11 protein-coding genes, 1 tRNA gene and 3 pseudogenes are annotated in these 16,858 nt (G+C 62.3%); 14 read left to right on the top strand and 1 reads right to left on the bottom strand.

Features of this window, described 5'->3' with window-relative positions; translation table 11 throughout:
* The first annotated feature begins 75 nt into the window (after window positions 1-75).
* From ABGI63_RS25100 to rpoC, 9 genes are all read left to right on the top strand, one after another.
* Window positions 76-151: transfer RNA gene (locus ABGI63_RS25100), tRNA-Trp, on the top strand.
* A gap of 150 nt (window positions 152-301) precedes the next feature.
* Entirely contained in the window at window positions 302-685 is a 384-nt protein-coding gene (secE, locus tag ABGI63_RS25095; protein ID WP_262971606.1) for a preprotein translocase subunit SecE, read from the top strand.
* Between the two features lie 17 nt (window positions 686-702).
* The gene (gene nusG, locus ABGI63_RS25090; RefSeq protein ID WP_137945762.1) at window positions 703-1,290 is read left to right on the top strand and encodes a transcription termination/antitermination protein NusG; all 588 of its coding nucleotides are present in this window, start codon (window positions 703-705) and stop codon (window positions 1,288-1,290) included.
* A 153-nt stretch (window positions 1,291-1,443) separates the two neighbouring features.
* Complete coding sequence (gene rplK, locus ABGI63_RS25085; RefSeq protein ID WP_137945763.1) at window positions 1,444-1,875, top strand: 50S ribosomal protein L11; 432 nt, start codon at window positions 1,444-1,446, stop codon at window positions 1,873-1,875.
* Window position 1,876: 1 nt separating this feature from the next.
* Entirely contained in the window at window positions 1,877-2,584 is a 708-nt protein-coding gene (gene rplA / locus ABGI63_RS25080) for a 50S ribosomal protein L1 (RefSeq protein ID WP_137945764.1), read from the top strand.
* Between the two features lie 277 nt (window positions 2,585-2,861).
* A complete protein-coding gene (gene rplJ / locus ABGI63_RS25075) occupies window positions 2,862-3,395 on the top strand; it encodes a 50S ribosomal protein L10 (RefSeq protein WP_349745279.1) in 534 nt (177 codons plus the stop codon).
* A gap of 48 nt (window positions 3,396-3,443) precedes the next feature.
* Window positions 3,444-3,824: a 50S ribosomal protein L7/L12 gene (rplL, locus tag ABGI63_RS25070; protein ID WP_137945766.1), complete on the top strand. Its 381-nt coding sequence runs from the start codon at window positions 3,444-3,446 to the stop codon at window positions 3,822-3,824.
* Window positions 3,825-4,159: 335 nt separating this feature from the next.
* The gene (gene rpoB / locus ABGI63_RS25065) at window positions 4,160-8,281 is read left to right on the top strand and encodes a DNA-directed RNA polymerase subunit beta (protein ID WP_137945767.1); all 4,122 of its coding nucleotides are present in this window, start codon (window positions 4,160-4,162) and stop codon (window positions 8,279-8,281) included.
* Between the two features lie 19 nt (window positions 8,282-8,300).
* Window positions 8,301-12,521, top strand: coding sequence for a DNA-directed RNA polymerase subunit beta' (gene rpoC, locus ABGI63_RS25060; RefSeq protein ID WP_349745278.1), 4,221 nt, complete (start codon window positions 8,301-8,303; stop codon window positions 12,519-12,521).
* Window positions 12,522-12,573: 52 nt separating this feature from the next.
* On the opposite strand, the gene ABGI63_RS25055 is transcribed toward rpoC, so the two are convergent.
* Complete coding sequence (locus ABGI63_RS25055; protein ID WP_349745277.1) at window positions 12,574-13,035, bottom strand: PIN domain-containing protein; 462 nt, start codon at window positions 13,033-13,035, stop codon at window positions 12,574-12,576.
* Window positions 13,036-13,318: 283 nt separating this feature from the next.
* Here ABGI63_RS25055 and rpsL point away from each other — a divergent pair, with 283 nt between their 5' ends.
* The 5 genes and pseudogenes from rpsL to ABGI63_RS25030 form a co-directional block, all read left to right on the top strand.
* Window positions 13,319-13,693 (top strand): 30S ribosomal protein S12, encoded by a 375-nt coding sequence (rpsL, locus tag ABGI63_RS25050; protein WP_137945770.1) that lies wholly within the window; start codon window positions 13,319-13,321, stop codon window positions 13,691-13,693.
* Window positions 13,694-13,859: 166 nt separating this feature from the next.
* Window positions 13,860-14,330: a 30S ribosomal protein S7 gene (rpsG, locus tag ABGI63_RS25045; RefSeq protein ID WP_119046632.1), complete on the top strand. Its 471-nt coding sequence runs from the start codon at window positions 13,860-13,862 to the stop codon at window positions 14,328-14,330.
* A 69-nt stretch (window positions 14,331-14,399) separates the two neighbouring features.
* Window positions 14,400-15,386: pseudogene (locus ABGI63_RS25040) on the top strand (GTP-binding protein); the annotation flags it as partial.
* A gap of 13 nt (window positions 15,387-15,399) precedes the next feature.
* Window positions 15,400-16,647, top strand: a pseudogene (gene fusA, locus ABGI63_RS25035) (elongation factor G); the annotation flags it as partial.
* A gap of 142 nt (window positions 16,648-16,789) precedes the next feature.
* Window positions 16,790-16,858: pseudogene (locus ABGI63_RS25030) on the top strand (GTP-binding protein); the annotation flags it as partial.

The raw sequence follows: 16,858 nt of genomic DNA, 5'->3' as shown, positions 1-16,858 counted from the left end.
CGCCATCCGTGAAGGCGGTCGTACCGTCGGCTCCGGCGTCGTGGCGACCATCATCGCTTAAAGTTAGAAGGCCACAGGGGCATAGCTCAATTGGCAGAGCGTCGGTCTCCAAAACCGAAGGTTGGGGGTTCGAGACCCTCTGCCCCTGCCAGTCGCTTCGGATAAAAGCGACCGGTCCAAGTGGTCAAGCATCAGCCCGCGGGAACTGTTCCCGGCGGGCTTTGCTGCTGTTGGGTATCCCGTGATTTGATTGTCTGGGCCGGGTGGTTTGCCGCCGGGTACAGGTGCTAAAGAAAGTTCTATGTCCAATCCTCAAGTCGAAACGGTCACGACCGGCGCCGACAAGGCCAAGCTGGCTGCTGCCGTGCTCTTGCTGGTGGGCGCGCTGGTGGCTTTTTACGCGCTCGCCAAGCAGGGCCCGATCGCCCAGTGGGGTGCGTTGCTGGTGCTGCTGGTCGCCGCTGCTGCCGCGTTCTTCACCTCGGAGTCGGGCAAGTCGCTGATTGCCTACGGGCAGGACTCGGCGCGCGAGGTGCGCAAGGTCGTATGGCCGACGCGCAAGGAGGCGACGCAGATGACGGGTTATGTGTTCGCCTTCGTGCTGGTGATGGCCTTGTTCCTGTGGCTGACCGACAAGACATTGGAATGGGTGCTGTATGACCTGATCCTGGGCTGGAAGCGCTGAGAGGCGGAAGGACTGCAATGAGCGAAGAACAAGGCGTTGTCACCGGCGGTGAGGCCGCGGTGCCCACCGGTCTGCCCAAGCGTTGGTATGTGGTTCATGCCTATTCGGGCATGGAGAAGGCCGTCGAGCGCAATCTGCGCGAGCGCATTGATCGCGCCGGCATGCAGGACAAGTTCGGCCGCATCCTGGTGCCGACCGAAGAGGTCGTCGAGCTGAAGAACGGCAAGAAGGCTGTCACCGAGCGTCGTTTCTTCCCCGGCTATGTGCTGGTGGAAATGGTGATGGAAGATGACACTTGGCACTTGGTCAAGCACACCTCCAAGGTGACCGGTTTCGTCGGAGGCGCGAAGAACCGCCCGGCTCCGATCTCGGAAGCCGAGGTGATGAAGATCGTCAACCAGATGCAAGAAGGCATCGAGAAGCCCCGGCCCAAGGTCGAGTGGACGGTGGGCGAGGTGGTGCGCGTCAAGGAAGGCCCGTTCACGGACTTCAATGGTGCGATCGAGGAGGTCAACTACGACAAGTCCAAGGTGCGCGTCTCGGTCACGATCTTCGGTCGTGCCACGCCGGTGGAGTTGGACTTCGCGCAGGTCGAGAAGGTTTAGGGCTCGTCGGTGCCCGGCGGCTTCGGCTGCCAATACCGACCGTAGTCAGTCCGCGACGAGATGCGGACAAGAGGAGCAAAGGTAACCAGTCCTTTGCGCTAGCACTCAGGTGTCGTGGCGCTGTTCGCGCCGTGCCGCTGATTGGAGAGAAATATGGCAAAGAAAATTGTCGGCTTTATCAAGCTGCAAGTCGCTGCCGGCAAGGCGAATCCTTCGCCTCCGGTTGGTCCCGCGCTGGGTCAGCGTGGCCTGAACATCATGGAGTTCTGCAAGGCGTTCAACGCCCAGACGCAGGGCCATGAGCCGGGCATGAAGCTGCCGGTGGTCATCACCGCGTTTGCGGACAAGAGCTTCACCTTCGTGATCAAGTCGCCCCCGGCGACCGCGCTGATCAAGAAGGCCGCCAAGATCGAGAAGGGCTCGCAAAAGGCTCACCTCGAGAAGGTCGGCAAGCTGACCCGTGCTCAGCTGGAAGAGATCGCCAAGATCAAGGTCAAGGATTTGACCGCTGCTGATCTGGACGCTGCCGTTCGTACGATTGCTGGTTCCGCCCGTTCGATGGGCGTGCTGGTGGAGGGTGTTTGAGATGGCAAAGCTGACTAAGCGCCAAAAGGCCCTGCAAGGCAAGGTCGAGACCACCAAGCTGTACACGCTCGGTGAAGCCCTGAACCTCGTCAAGAGCCTGGCTACCGCCAAGTTCGACGAGTCGATCGATGTGGCCGTGCAACTGGGCATCGATGCCAAGAAATCGGACCAAGTGGTGCGTGGCGCCGTCGTGATGCCCAACGGCACCGGCAAGACCAAGCGCGTCGCCGTGTTCGCCCAAGGTGCCAAGGCTGACGAAGCCCGCGCCGCTGGTGCCGACATCGTCGGCATGGAAGACCTGGCCGAGCGCGTCAAGGCTGGCGACATGCCTTTCGACGTCGTGATCGCCTCGCCGGACACGATGCGTATCGTCGGTACCCTGGGTCAGATCCTGGGTCCGCGCGGCCTGATGCCTAACCCCAAGGTTGGCACCGTGACCCCGGACGTCGCCACCGCCGTCAAGAACGCCAAGGCTGGCCAGGTCCAGTTCCGCGTTGACAAGGCCGGCATCATCCACGGCACCCTCGGCCGTCGTTCGTTCGACACCGACAAGCTGGAAGGCAATCTGCGCGCGCTGATCGAGGCCCTGAACAAGGCCAAGCCGGCGTCGAGCAAGGGTGTCTACCTGCGCAAGGTGGCGGTGTCCTCCACGATGGGCGTTGGCGCCCGTGTGGATGTCGCCAGCATCAATGCCCAGGCCAACGCCTAAGCAAAGAAGTTGAGGTGCGGCGCGAAGTCTGGCGCCGTGCTGATGAATTGGTGGGGCGTGGGCAGGTTTTCTTGCCCGCGCGTCATCCAAGACCGTTGGTGTGAAGCCCCGCTGTATCGGGGGTGACGCTTAATCGGGGTGGCCTTGTGTCTTCCCTGCCAACGCAGATGGCGGTCCCGCTGTAAAGGATTTTCCTGAACAGAAGGTCGCTGAATCCCGGTGCCGAAGGTTCTGTGCTCAACACACGGGGCCGGAGGCGTAATGTGAGGAGTAGACCTTGAGTCTCAATCGCAACGAGAAGGCAGCCGTTGTCTCCGACGTCGCAGCGCAAGCTGCCAAGTCGCAGACCCTGGCGCTGGCCGAGTACCGTGGCCTCACCGTGGAAGCCTTGAACAAGCTGCGCATCGACGCGCGTGCCAAGGGTGTCTATCTTCACGTGCTGAAGAACACCCTGGCTCGTCGCGCTGTTGCCGGCACCCAGTTCGAAGCTGCCTCGGAGAGCATGGTCGGCCCGCTGATCTACGGCTTTTCGGAAGACGCGGTCGCTGCGGCCAAAGTCATCGCTGACTTTGCCAAGGGCAACGACAAGCTCGTCATCAAGGGTGGTGCCTACGGCGGCAAGGCTCTGGACGTCAACGGCGTGAAGGCGCTGGCGGCTGTTCCGAGCAAGGAAGTGCTGCTGTCGCAAATCGCCGGCCTGCTCAAGTCGCCGGTGCAACGCACCGCGGCCGTGCTGGCGGCCCTGTCTGCACAACGTGGTGCTGGCGCTGCTTCTACGGAAGTTGCCGCCGAAGCCCCCGCTGCAGCCTAAGACGATCCCGTCAAACGCAAGCAATCTGTATATAGGAAGAAACACATCATGGCATTCGATAAAGACGCATTCCTGACCGCCCTGGACAGCATGACCGTTCTGGAACTGAACGATCTGGTCAAGGCAATCGAAGAGAAGTTTGGCGTGTCCGCCGCTTCGATGGCTGCTCCGGCCGCCGGTGGCGCTGCTGGCGGCGGCGCTGCTGCTGCTGAAGAGCAGACCGAGTTCAACGTCGTGCTGCTGGAAGCCGGCGCCAACAAGGTCTCGGTGATTAAGGCTGTGCGCGAAATCACCGGCCTGGGCCTGAAGGAAGCCAAGGATCTGGTCGACGGCGCTCCGAAGGCTGTCAAGGAAGGCGTGGCCAAGGCTGATGCTGAAGCCGCCAAGAAGAAGCTGGAAGAAGCCGGCGCCAAGGCTGAGCTGAAGTAATTGGCTGGGGTCAGGTCTGCGCAGCAGCTCTGACCTCGCTGACTAGAAAGGGGCGGTCGCAAGACCTCCCCTTTCCCCGTTTCAAGGGTTTATCCGGTTGAGAATAGTTGAAAGCCCCGCGCAGGGTATGATGCGCGGTTCTTTCAAGTGTTCTCTGATCCGACTGCAGAGAACCGGTTTGGTCGGGCCCAGGTGCAATGCCGGGGTTGTCCGCCAGCGGTTGGTAGTGGCCAACCACCAAGCATCGAGCCGTCCGTTCTGGATCGGGCTCGACAAGCCAGTCGCCGACGAAGCCCGTCCCACGGCCAGGGGTGGGCTCTCGACACGGAGTGTTTATGGCGCAAACAACCCCCTATAGCTATACCGAGCGCAAGCGAATCCGCAAGAGCTTCGGTAAGCGCGAGAGCGTTCTCAACGTTCCCTACTTGCTGACCATGCAGAAGGAGTCGTACGTCGCCTTCCTGCAAAAAGAAGTGCCTCCAGCCAAGCGCAAGCCCGAAGGCCTGCAGGCTGCTTTCCTGTCCGCGTTCCCGATTGTTTCGCACAACGGTTTCGTGGAGATGAAATTCCTCGAATTCAATATCGCCAAGCCGCCGTTCGACACCCGTGAGTGCCAGCAGCGTGGCTTGACCTATGCGGCCGCCGTGCGTGCGCGCCTGCAGATGATCATCTATGACCGTGAGTCGCCGCAGGCGAAGACCGTCAAGGAGATCAAGGAGCAAGAGGTCTACATGGGCGAAGTGCCCCTGATGACCGACTATGGCTCCTTCATCGTCAATGGCACCGAGCGTGTCATCGTCTCCCAGCTGCACCGCTCGCCCGGCGTGTTCTTCGAGCACGACAAGGGCAAGACCCACTCGTCCGGCAAGCTGCTGTTCTCGGCCCGCATCATTCCTTACCGCGGCTCCTGGCTGGACTTCGAGTTCGACCCCAAGGACATCCTGTTCTTCCGTGTCGACCGTCGCCGCAAGATGCCGGTCACGATCCTGCTGAAGGCCATCGGCCTGAATCCTGAGCAGATCCTGGCGCACTTCTTCGTCTTCGACAATTTCCGTCTGATGGACGCCGGCGCGCAGATGGAGTTTGTCGCCGACCGCCTGAAGGGCGAGGTCGCCCGCTTTGACATCACCGACAAGAGCGGTGCCGTCATCGTCGAGAAGGACAAGCGCATCACCGCCCGTCATGTGCGCCAGCTTGAGCAAAGCGGCACCCAGCATGTGACCGTGCCCGAAGACTTCCTGGTCGGCCGCGTGCTGGCCAAGAACATGGTCGATGGCGACACCGGTGAGATCATTGCCAAGGCCAATGAAGAGCTGACCGACGCGCTGCTGAAGAAGCTGCGCCAGGCCGGCATCAAGGACATCCAGTGCTTGTTCACGAACGAGCTGGATGAGGGCGCTTACATCAGCCAGACCCTGGCCTCGGACGAAACCGCCGACCAGCTGGCTGCGCGCGTCGCGATCTATCGCATGATGCGCCCCGGCGAGCCGCCGACGGAAGACGCTGTCGAGGCGCTGTTCAACCGCCTGTTCTACAGCACCGACACCTACGATCTGTCGCGCGTCGGCCGGATGAAGTTCAACGCCCGCGTGGGCCGCGACACGCCGGAAGGCAATATGAACTTGTCGAACGAGGACATCCTCGACGTCGTCAAGATTCTGGTCGAGCTGCGCAATGGCCGCGGCGAGGTCGATGACATCGATCACCTGGGCAACCGTCGCGTGCGTTGCGTCGGCGAACTGGCCGAGAACCAGTACCGCTCGGGCCTGGCGCGTATCGAGAAGGCCGTCAAGGAACGTCTGGGCCAGGCCGAGACCGAAGCCCTGATGCCGCACGACCTGATCAACTCCAAGCCGATCTCCGCGGCGCTGAAGGAGTTCTTCGGTGCCTCGCAGCTGTCGCAGTTCATGGACCAGACCAACCCGCTGTCGGAAATCACGCACAAGCGTCGTGTTTCCGCCCTGGGCCCGGGTGGTCTGACCCGCGAGCGCGCCGGCTTCGAAGTCCGTGACGTGCACCCGACCCACTACGGCCGTGTCTGCCCGATCGAAACGCCGGAAGGCCCGAACATCGGGCTGATCAACTCGCTGGCGCTGTATGCACAGCTCAACGAGTACGGCTTCCTGGAAACGCCTTACCGCCGCGTCGTCGACGGCAAGGTGACGACCCAGATCGACTATCTGTCGGCCATCGAGGAAGGCAAGTACGTGATCGCCCAGGCGAACGCGACCTTGAACCCTGCCGGCGAGCTGACCGACGAGCTGGTCTCGGCGCGTGAGAACGGCGAATCGGTGCTGACCTCGCCCGAGCGCATCCAGTACATGGACGTGGCGCCGACGCAGATCGTGTCGGTCGCGGCCTCGCTGGTGCCCTTCCTGGAGCACGACGATGCGAACCGCGCACTGATGGGCGCCAATATGCAGCGCCAGGCCGTGCCGACGCTGCGTCCCGAGAAGGCCCTGGTCGGTACCGGCGTCGAGCGCGTCGCAGCCAAGGACTCGGGCACCGTGGTGGCCGCGCGTCGCGGCGGCGTGATCGACTATGTCGACACCAACCGCATCGTGATCCGTGTCAACGACAACGAGACCGTGGCCGGTGAAGTCGGCGTCGACATCTACAACCTGATCAAGTATCAGCGTAGCAACCAGAACACCAATATCCATCAGCGCCCCATCGTGCGCCGTGGTGACAAGGTGGCTGCCGAGGACATCATTGCCGATGGCGCCTCGACCGACATCGGTGAGCTGGCCCTGGGCCAGAACATGCTGGTCGCGTTCATGCCCTGGAACGGCTACAACTTCGAAGATTCGATCCTGATCTCGGAGCGTGTGATCGCCGAAGACCGCTACACCTCGATCCATATCGAGGAACTGGTGGTGATGGCGCGTGACACCAAGCTGGGCAGCGAGGAAATCACCCGCGACATCCCGAACCTGAGCGAGCAGCAACTCTCGCGTCTGGACGAGTCGGGCATCGTCTACGTCGGTGCCGAAGTCGGCCCCGGCGACGTGCTGGTCGGCAAGGTCACGCCCAAGGGCGAGACCACGCTGACACCGGAAGAGAAGCTGCTGCGCGCCATCTTCGGCGAGAAGGCTTCGGACGTGAAGGACACGTCGCTGCGTGTTGACCAAGGTACCAACGGCACCGTCATCGATGTGCAGGTCTTCACCCGTGAAGGCATCCAGCGCGACAAGCGCGCTCAGCAGATCATCGACGATGAGCTCAAGCGCTTCCGCCTGGACCTGAACGATCAGCTGCGCATCGTCGAAAGTGATGCCTTCGACCGTATCGAGAAGCTGCTGAACGGAAAGGTCGCCAACGGCGGCCCGCAGAAGATCGCCAAGGGCACGGTCATCGACAAGGCTTATCTGAGCAGCGTCGAGCGCTTCCACTGGTTCGACATCCGTCCCGCCGAGGATGATGTCGCCAACCAGCTCGAATCGATCAAGAACTCGCTGGAGCAGACCCGCCACAGCTTCGATCTGGCTTTCGAAGAGAAGCGCAAGAAGCTGACGCAGGGCGACGAGCTGCCGGCCGGCGTGCTGAAGATGGTCAAGGTCTACCTGGCCGTCAAGCGCCGCCTGCAGCCTGGCGACAAGATGGCCGGCCGTCACGGCAACAAGGGTGTGGTGTCCAAGATCGCTCCGATCGAAGACATGCCCTATATGGCCGACGGCACGCCTGCCGACATCGTGCTGAACCCGCTGGGCGTGCCCTCGCGGATGAACGTGGGTCAGGTCCTGGAAGTGCATCTGGGCTGGGCCGGCAAGGGCATCGGCCAGCGCATCGGCGACATGCTGCAGGAGCACGCCCGCGTGTCCGAGCTGCGTCAGTTCTTCGATGAGCTGTACAACAAGTCGGGTGGCAAGACCGAGCATCTGGACGACCTGAGCGACGACGAAGTCATCGAGATGGCGCAGAACCTGCGCCATGGCGTGCCGTTCGCGACACCGGTGTTCGACGGCGCCAAGGAAGAAGAAATCCGCGGCATGCTGAAGCTGGCCTACCCGGACGACATCGCCGCCAAGAAGGGCCTGACCGCCACGCGCACCCAGGCTCAGCTGCACGACGGCCGCACCGGCGAGGCTTTCGAGCGCCCCGTCACGGTCGGCTATATGCACGTGCTGAAGCTGCACCACCTGGTGGACGACAAGATGCACGCCCGTTCGACCGGCCCGTACTCGCTCGTCACGCAGCAGCCGCTGGGTGGTAAGGCGCAGTTCGGCGGCCAGCGTTTCGGTGAGATGGAGGTGTGGGCGCTGGAAGCTTATGGCGCCTCCTACATCCTGCAGGAAATGCTGACCGTGAAGTCCGATGACGTGAACGGCCGCACCAAGGTGTACGAGTCCATCGTCAAGGGCGAACACGCCATCGAAGCCGGCATGCCGGAATCGTTCAACGTCCTGGTCAAGGAAATTCGTTCCCTTGGCATCGACATTGAACTCGAGCGCAACTAATTAGGAACAGGAGAGACACATGAAAGGTTTGCTGGACCTGTTCAAGCAATTCACGCCCGACGAGCACTTCGACGCGATTGCGATCCGCCTGGCCTCGCCAGAGAAGATCCGCTCGTGGTCCTTCGGTGAGGTGAAGAAGCCCGAGACCATCAACTACCGGACTTTCAAGCCCGAGCGTGATGGCCTGTTCTGCGCCAAGATCTTCGGCCCTATCAAGGACTACGAGTGCCTGTGCGGCAAGTACAAGCGCCTGAAGCACCGCGGCGTGATCTGCGAGAAGTGCGGCGTCGAAGTCACCCAGACCAAGGTGCGTCGCGACCGCATGGGTCATATCGACCTGGCCGCGCCCTGCGCCCACATCTGGTTCCTGAAGTCGCTGCCTTCGCGTCTGGGCCTGGTGCTCGACATGACGCTGCGCGACATCGAGCGCGTGCTGTACTTTGAAGCGTATGTGGTCGTCGACCCGGGCATGACCCCGCTGAAGAAGTTCTCGATCATGACCGAGGACGACTACGACGCGAAGCGCCTGGAGTTCGGTGACGAGTTCATCGCGCTGATGGGTGCCGAGGGCATCAAGAAGCTGCTGGAGGAGATGGATCTCGACGTCGAGATCGATCGCCTGCGCAACGACATGACCGGCTCGGAGCTCAAGGTCAAGAAGAACTCCAAGCGCCTGAAGGTGATGGAAGCCTTCAAGAAGTCCGGCATCAAGCCGAACTGGATGGTGCTGGAAGTGCTGCCCGTGCTGCCGCCGGACCTGCGTCCGCTGGTGCCGCTGGATGGTGGCCGCTTCGCGACCTCGGATCTGAACGATCTGTATCGCCGCGTCATCAACCGCAACAACCGCCTGGCCCGTCTGCTGGAGCTGAAGGCCCCTGAGATCATCGTGCGCAACGAAAAGCGCATGCTGCAGGAAGCCGTCGACTCGCTGCTGGACAACGGTCGCCGCGGCAAGGCGATGACCGGCGCGAACAAGCGTGCCCTGAAGTCGCTGGCCGACATGATCAAGGGCAAGAGCGGTCGTTTCCGTCAGAACTTGCTGGGCAAGCGCGTCGACTACTCGGGCCGTTCGGTCATCGTGGTGGGCCCGACCCTGAAGCTGCATCAGTGCGGTCTGCCCAAGCTGATGGCGCTGGAGCTGTTCAAGCCCTTCATCTTCTCGCGCCTCGAAGCCATGGGCATCGCGACGACGATCAAGGCCGCCAAGAAGGAAGTCGAATCCGGCACGCCGGTGGTCTGGGACATCCTGGAAGAGGTCATCAAGGAGCACCCGGTTCTGCTGAACCGCGCGCCGACCCTGCACCGTCTGGGCATCCAGGCCTTCGAGCCCGTGCTGATCGAAGGCAAGGCCATCCAGCTGCACCCGCTGGTCTGCGCCGCCTTCAACGCCGACTTCGACGGTGACCAGATGGCCGTTCACGTGCCGCTGTCGATCGAAGCGCAGATGGAAGCCCGCACCCTGATGCTGGCCTCCAACAACGTGCTGTTCCCGGCCTCCGGCGAACCCTCGATCGTGCCCTCGCAGGACGTGGTGCTGGGTCTGTATTACGCGACCCGCGAGCGCATCAACGGCAAGGGCGAGGGCCTGATCTTCTCGGACATCCCCGAGCTGATCCGTGCGCTGGAAAACGGCGTGGTCGAGATCACCGCCAAGATCAGCGTGCGCCTGACCGAGTACACGAAGAACAAGGAAACCGGCGAGTGGGTGGCCGAGACCAAGCTGACCGACACGACCGTCGGCCGTGCCTTGCTGTCCGAGATCCTGCCGAAGGGCCTGCCTTTCGCCAATATCAACAAGGCGCTGAAGAAGAAGGAAATCTCGCGCCTGATCAACACCTCGTTCCGCAAATGCGGTCTGAAGGAGACCGTCGTGCTGGCCGACAAGCTGCTGCAAAGCGGTTTCAAGCTGGCCACGCGCGCCGGTATCTCGATCGCGGTGGACGATATGTTGGTGCCGCCGGAGAAGCCGCTGCTGATCGAGCGTGCCGAGAAGGAAGTCAAGGAAATCGAGCAGCAGTATGTCTCGGGCCTGGTGACCGCCGGCGAACGCTACAACAAGGTCGTCGACATCTGGGGCAAGACCGGTGACGAGGTCGGCAAGGTCATGATGACCCAGCTGTCCAAGCAGAAGACCATTGACCGCAACGGCCGCGAAGTGGATCAGGAGTCCTTCAACTCCATCTACATGATGGCCGACTCGGGCGCCCGGGGCTCGGCCGCGCAGATCCGCCAGCTGGCCGGTATGCGGGGCCTGATGGCCAAGCCTGACGGCTCCATCATCGAGACGCCCATCACGGCGAACTTCCGCGAAGGCCTGAACGTTCTGCAGTACTTCATCTCCACCCACGGTGCTCGTAAGGGCCTGGCGGATACGGCGCTGAAGACCGCGAACTCGGGCTACCTGACCCGTCGTCTGGTCGACGTGACCCAGGATCTGGTCGTCACCGAAGTGGATTGCGGCACCGACAACGGCATGAATATGCGTGCCCTGGTCGAAGGCGGTGAAGTCATCGAATCGCTGCGCGACCGCGTGCTGGGTCGTGTCGCGGCCATCGATGTGCTGCACCCCGAGACCCAAGGCGTGCTGCTGGCGGCCGGCAATATGCTGGACGAAGATACGCTGGACATGCTGGAGCAGGCCGGCGTCGACGAGATCAAGGTCCGCACTCCGCTGACCTGCGCCACGCGCTTCGGCCTGTGCGCCAAGTGCTATGGCCGCGATCTGGGCCGTGGCGGCTTGGTCAACACCGGTGAAGCGGTCGGCGTGATTGCCGCCCAGTCGATCGGTGAGCCGGGTACCCAGCTGACGATGCGTACCTTCCACATCGGTGGTGCGGCGTCGCGTGCAGCGGTGGCCTCGAGCGTCGAAGCCAAGTCGGACGGCATCATCGGCTTCAATGCCACGATGCGCTACGTCACGAACGGCAAGGGCGATCTGGTGGTGATTTCGCGTTCCGGCGAAATCATCATTGCCGACCCGCATGGCCGCGAGCGCGAGCGTCACAAGGTGCCGTACGGCGCGATCCTGAACATCAAGGCCGACCAGACCATCAAGGCTGGCACGATCTTGGCGAACTGGGACCCGCTGACCCGCCCCATCATTACCGAGTTCGCCGGCAAGGCGACCTTCGAGAATGTGGAAGAAGGCGTGACGGTGGCCAAGCAGGTCGACGAAGTGACCGGCCTGTCGACCCTGGTGGTGATCGATCCGAAGCGCCGTGGCGCTGCCAAGGTCATCCGCCCGCAGGTCAAGCTGCTCGACGTCAATGGCAACGAAGTGAAGATCCCCGGCACCGACCACTCGGTGACGATCGGCTTCCAGGTTGGCTCGCTGATCCAGATCCGCGACGGTCAGGATCTGTTCCCCGGCGAAGTGCTGGCACGTATCCCGGTCGAAGGCCAGAAGACGCGCGACATTACCGGCGGTCTGCCGCGTGTGGCCGAGCTGTTCGAAGCCCGTTCGCCCAAGGATGTCGGCGTGCTGGCCGAGCGCACCGGTACGGTCTCGTTCGGTAAGGAGACCAAGGGCAAGATTCGCCTGGAAATCACCGATCCGGATGGCAGCAAGCACGAAGAGCTGGTGCCCAAGGAGAAGAACATCCTGGTGCACGAAGGCCAGGTGGTCAATCGCGGCGAATTGATTGTGGACGGCGCCGCCGACCCGCAAGACATCCTGCGTCTGCTGGGCATCGAAGAGCTGGCTCGCTACATCGTCGACGAAGTGCAGGACGTGTACCGCTTGCAGGGCGTGAAGATCAACGACAAGCACATCGAGGTGATCGTTCGCCAGATGCTGCGTCGCGTGCAGATCACGAACTCGGGCGACTCGCACTACATCGTCAACGAGCAGGTCGAGCGCTCGGAGCTGCTGGACACCAACGACCGTCTGCGCGCGGAGGGCAAGATGATTGCCACCCACGCCGATGTGCTGCTGGGTATCACCAAGGCTTCGCTGTCGACCGACTCCTTCATCTCCGCGGCTTCCTTCCAGGAAACCACCCGCGTGCTGACCGAGGCTGCCATCATGGGCAAGCGCGACGAGCTGCGCGGTCTGAAGGAAAACGTCATCGTCGGCCGCCTGATCCCCGCCGGTACCGGCATGGCCTTCCACGACGCCCGTCGTGCCAAGGAAAGCATGGACGACGCCGAGCGCCGCTCCATCGCCCAGCAGGAGGCCGAGGAATTGGCCGCTGCCCAGATGGCCAGCGTCGACAGTGCTTCGGAAGGCAGCGCCGAGTAAGACTCAGCGCTTCTCTCCAAGCCTTAAAGGGCCACCCTCGGGTGGCCCTTTTTCATGGCGGGGCGGATCCGCCCCGCTGCTTGTTCCAGGCCGGCGGCGCCAGGATGTCCAGACCGAGCTTGCGCGCGCGCTTGGCCAGGGCCAGCACCGCACGATCGCGCGAGATCAGCCAGCGCGCCGACGCGGCCAGGGCCAGGTCGATGAAGATCTGGTCATCCGGGTCCCGGCAGAGCAGGCGCACGGCCGGTGGCGGGGCTTGATCGACCGTTAGGCAGAGCCGGGCAAAGCTCGCTTCGATCAATGGGAGGTCTGGCGCATAGCTGGCCGCCACGCCCCGGCCCAGCACATGCCTGAGTTCGGCCAGCATGCTGGGTGTACCTATCCATTGCGCCTGGCCGGACTCCAGCGCGGCAGCCAGGGCCTGGGTCGAGGGGTCCTTGAAGATCAGCCAGTCCATCACGACCTGGGTGTCGATGACGAGCAGCGGGCGCTCGTCGGGTGTTGGAATCAGCATGGCGGCCCTTGGGTTCGGGCGCGCAGCATACCCTGGCGAAACGCGCTGCTGGCGGTGTCCGACCGGGCCGGCTTGTGTCCTGGTGCCGAGCTGGGCTACAATCGCAGGCTCTTCGGCAGGTCTAGCTGCGTCTGCAGCCGCCTCTGACTGAAATGAAAACGCACCGCGCCCAGGCGTGGTGCTTTTGTTCGTTTCTAGTGGGGTGGGGATCTGGGACGTTTTGAAAGCCATTGGGGCTGCTGCTGCCGAGAGATCTGTGACTTCAAACGGGAACAAGTTACTTATGCCAACTATCAATCAGCTCGTGCGCCACGGCCGTCAGGCCGAGGTCACGAAATCCAAGTCGCCGGCGATGCAGGACTGCCCTCAGCGTCGTGGCGTGTGCACCCGCGTGTACACCACCACGCCTAAGAAGCCGAACTCCGCGCTGCGTAAGGTCGCCAAGGTGCGTCTGACCAACGGTTTCGAGGTCATCTCGTACATCGGCGGTGAAGGCCACAACCTGCAAGAGCACAGCGTCGTGCTGGTGCGCGGCGGTCGTGTCAAGGACTTGCCGGGTGTGCGTTACCACATCGTGCGCGGTTCGCTGGACTTGCAAGGCGTGAAAGACCGCAAGCAGTCGCGTTCCAAGTACGGCGCGAAGCGTCCGAAGAAGTAATCATCAGGTTGTCATGGTGCGGCCCCAGGCTGTCGCCAGATTTTTTGCGGTTTGTGCAGTGCCCAAGGCATGCAGCAGCCGAGTAAGTGGGTGGCCCCTGATGTCGGTGGTCGTCCAAGGTCGTCGGGCATATGCCCGCACCAACTGAAGCAAGAGGAAGATTCCCATGCCACGTCGTCGCGAAGTACCCAAGCGCGAAATCCTGCCGGATCCCAAGTTCGGTAGCGTCGATCTGTCCAAGTTCATGAACGTCATCATGGAATCGGGCAAGAAGGCCGTCGCCGAGCGCATCATTTACGGTGCCCTCGACCAGGTCGAGAAGAAGATCGGCAAGGATCCGCTGGAAGTGTTCATGGTTGCCCTGAACAACGTGAAGCCCATGGTCGAAGTGAAGTCCCGCCGCGTCGGCGGTGCGAACTACCAAGTTCCCGTGGAAGTTCGTCCCGTCCGTCGTATGGCTCTGGCCATGCGCTGGCTCAAAGAGTCGGCCCGCAAGCGCGGTGAAAAGTCCATGGCCCAGCGTCTGGCCAATGAGCTGCTGGAGGCCGCTGAAGGCCGCGGCGGCGCCATGAAGAAGCGTGATGAAGTTCACCGCATGGCCGAAGCGAACAAGGCGTTCTCGCACTTCCGCTTCTAATCTTCCCCGTTCCGGCCGCCTCGGGTTACTACTGACCCGTTGGCGGCTCACTGCATTTGGAGTGACACCATGGCCCGCAAGACCCCCATCGAGCGCTACCGCAATATCGGTATCTCTGCGCACATCGATGCCGGCAAGACCACGACGACCGAGCGCATCCTGTTTTACACGGGTGTGAACCACAAGATTGGTGAAGTGCATGATGGCGCCGCCACCATGGACTGGATGGAGCAAGAGCAGGAGCGTGGCATCACGATCACCTCGGCTGCCACCACCTGCTTCTGGAAGGGCATGGATCTGGCCCGCCCCGAGCACCGCATCAACATCATCGACACCCCCGGACACGTGGACTTCACGATTGAAGTCGAGCGCTCGATGCGCGTGCTGGACGGTGCTTGCATGGTCTATTGCGCCGTGGGCGGCGTGCAGCCGCAGTCCGAGACGGTCTGGCGCCAGGCCAACAAGTACAAGGTGCCCCGCCTGGCCTTCGTCAACAAGATGGACCGCACCGGTGCGAACTTCTACAAGGTCGTCGAGCAGATGAAGGTTCGCCTGAAGGCCAACCCCGTGCCCGTCGTGCTGCCCATCGGCGCCGAGGAGAACTTCCTGGGCGTGATCGACCTGATCAAGATGAAGGCGATCTACTGGGATGATGCGTCCCAGGGCATGAAGTTCGACTACCGCGACATCCCGGCCGAAATGCAGGCCGATGCTCAGAAGTGGCGCGACAACCTGGTCGAGGCTGCGGCCGAGTCCAGCGAAGACATGATGAACAAGTACCTCGAGTCGGGCGAGCTGTCCGAAGAGGAAATTGTTCTGGGTATCCGCACCCGCACCATCGCTGCTGAAATCCAGCCGATGTTCTGCGGCACCGCCTTCAAGAACAAGGGCGTGCAGCGCATGCTGGACGGCGTGATTGACTTCATGCCTTCGCCGATCGACGTGCCGCCGGTGCCGGGCACCGACGAAGACGACCAGCCGACCACCCGCGACGCTTCGGACGAGGCCAAGTTCTCGGCCCTGGCCTTCAAGCTGATGACCGACCCCTATGTCGGCCAGCTGACTTTCNATGCCTTCGCCGATCGACGTGCCGCCGGTGCCGGGCACCGACGAAGACGACCAGCCGACCACCCGCGACGCTTCGGACGAGGCCAAGTTCTCGGCCCTGGCCTTCAAGCTGATGACCGACCCCTATGTCGGCCAGCTGACTTTCGTGCGCGTCTATTCGGGCGTGCTGAAGTCGGGCGACTCGGTGTTCAACCCGATTCGCGGCAAGAAGGAGCGTATCGGCCGTATTCTGCAGATGCACGCCAACCAGCGTGAAGAAATCTCGGAAATTCTGGCCGGCGACATCGCCGCCTGCGTGGGCCTGAAGGACGTGACCACCGGTGAAACGCTGTGCGATCCGGAATCGATCATCACCTTGGAAAAGATGGTGTTCCCGGAGCCGGTGATCTCGCAGGCCGTCGAGCCCAAGACCAAGGCTGACCAGGAAAAGATGGGCATCGCCCTGGGCCGTCTGGCCAAGGAAGATCCGTCCTTCCGTCTGCGCACCGATGAAGAGTCGGGCCAGACCATCATCTCGGGCATGGGTGAGCTGCACCTGGAAATCATCGTCGACCGCATGAAGCGTGAGTTCGGCGTGGAAGCCAACGTCGGCAAACCGCAAGTGGCCTACCGCGAAACGATCCGCAAGACGGCTTCGGACGTCGAAGGCAAGTTCGTGCGTCAGTCGGGCGGCAAGGGCCAGTACGGCCACGTCGTGCTGACCGTCGAGCCGCAGGAGCCCGGCAAGGGCTTCGAGTTCGTCGATGCGATCAAGGGTGGTGTGGTTCCTCGCGAATACATCCCGGCGGTCGAGAAGGGCATCATTGACTCGCTGCCCAACGGCGTGCTTGCCGGCTTCCCGGTGGTGGACGTCAAGGTCACGCTGACCTTCGGTTCGTACCACGAAGTCGACTCGAACGAAAACGCCTTCAAGATGGCTGCGTCCATGGGCTTCAAGGAAGGCTGCCGCAAGGCTTCGCCGGTGATCCTGGAGCCGATGATGGCCGTGGAAGTCGAAACGCCGGAAGACTATGCTGGTAACGTGATGGGCGATCTGTCCTCGCGTCGCGGCATGGTGCAGGGCATGGACGATATGGTCGGCGGTGGCAAGTCCATCAAGGCCGAAGTGCCGCTGTCGGAAATGTTTGGCTACTCGACGACCCTGCGCTCGATGTCGCAAGGCCGTGCCACGTACACGATGGAGTTCAAGCACTATTCGGAAGCTCCGAAGAACGTGGCTGACGCCATCATCACCGCACGCGGCAAGTAAGCACTGAGCCGAGGCCCGGTGGCCTCGGCTTTCCCTATTCGTCTTCGTCGAAGCTCTCCCGTTTGCCAGTCGGCGGGAATCAAGGGTTCGATGGAAACGCTAAACCAACAGACTGGCGCATGCTCTTTTCTGGAGATTTGAAATGGCAAAAGGTAAATTCGAACGGACCAAGCCGCACGTCAATGTGGGCACCATCGGTCACGTTGACCAC

Source organism: Roseateles cavernae (assembly GCF_040187885.1).
Taxonomy (GTDB): domain Bacteria; phylum Pseudomonadota; class Gammaproteobacteria; order Burkholderiales; family Burkholderiaceae_C; genus Roseateles_E; species Roseateles_E cavernae.
Note: the sequence above shows the minus strand (reverse complement) of the source record. Positions and strands in the feature narration are given on the sequence as shown.

Bases quoted from the DNA above. Each gene is read 5' to 3' on its own strand.
- secE (WP_262971606.1), top strand. From the start codon at position 302: ATGTCCAATCCTCAAGTCGAAACGGTCACGACCGGCGCCGACAAGGCC.
- nusG (WP_137945762.1), top strand. From the start codon at position 703: ATGAGCGAAGAACAAGGCGTTGTCACCGGCGGTGAGGCCGCGGTGCCC.
- rplK (WP_137945763.1), top strand. From the start codon at position 1,444: ATGGCAAAGAAAATTGTCGGCTTTATCAAGCTGCAAGTCGCTGCCGGC.
- rplA (WP_137945764.1), top strand. From the start codon at position 1,877: ATGGCAAAGCTGACTAAGCGCCAAAAGGCCCTGCAAGGCAAGGTCGAG.
- rplL (WP_137945766.1), top strand. From the start codon at position 3,444: ATGGCATTCGATAAAGACGCATTCCTGACCGCCCTGGACAGCATGACC.
- rpoB (WP_137945767.1), top strand. From the start codon at position 4,160: ATGGCGCAAACAACCCCCTATAGCTATACCGAGCGCAAGCGAATCCGC.
- rpoC (WP_349745278.1), top strand. From the start codon at position 8,301: ATGAAAGGTTTGCTGGACCTGTTCAAGCAATTCACGCCCGACGAGCAC.
- ABGI63_RS25055 (WP_349745277.1), bottom strand. From the start codon at position 13,035: ATGCTGATTCCAACACCCGACGAGCGCCCGCTGCTCGTCATCGACACC.
- rpsL (WP_137945770.1), top strand. From the start codon at position 13,319: ATGCCAACTATCAATCAGCTCGTGCGCCACGGCCGTCAGGCCGAGGTC.
- rpsG (WP_119046632.1), top strand. From the start codon at position 13,860: ATGCCACGTCGTCGCGAAGTACCCAAGCGCGAAATCCTGCCGGATCCC.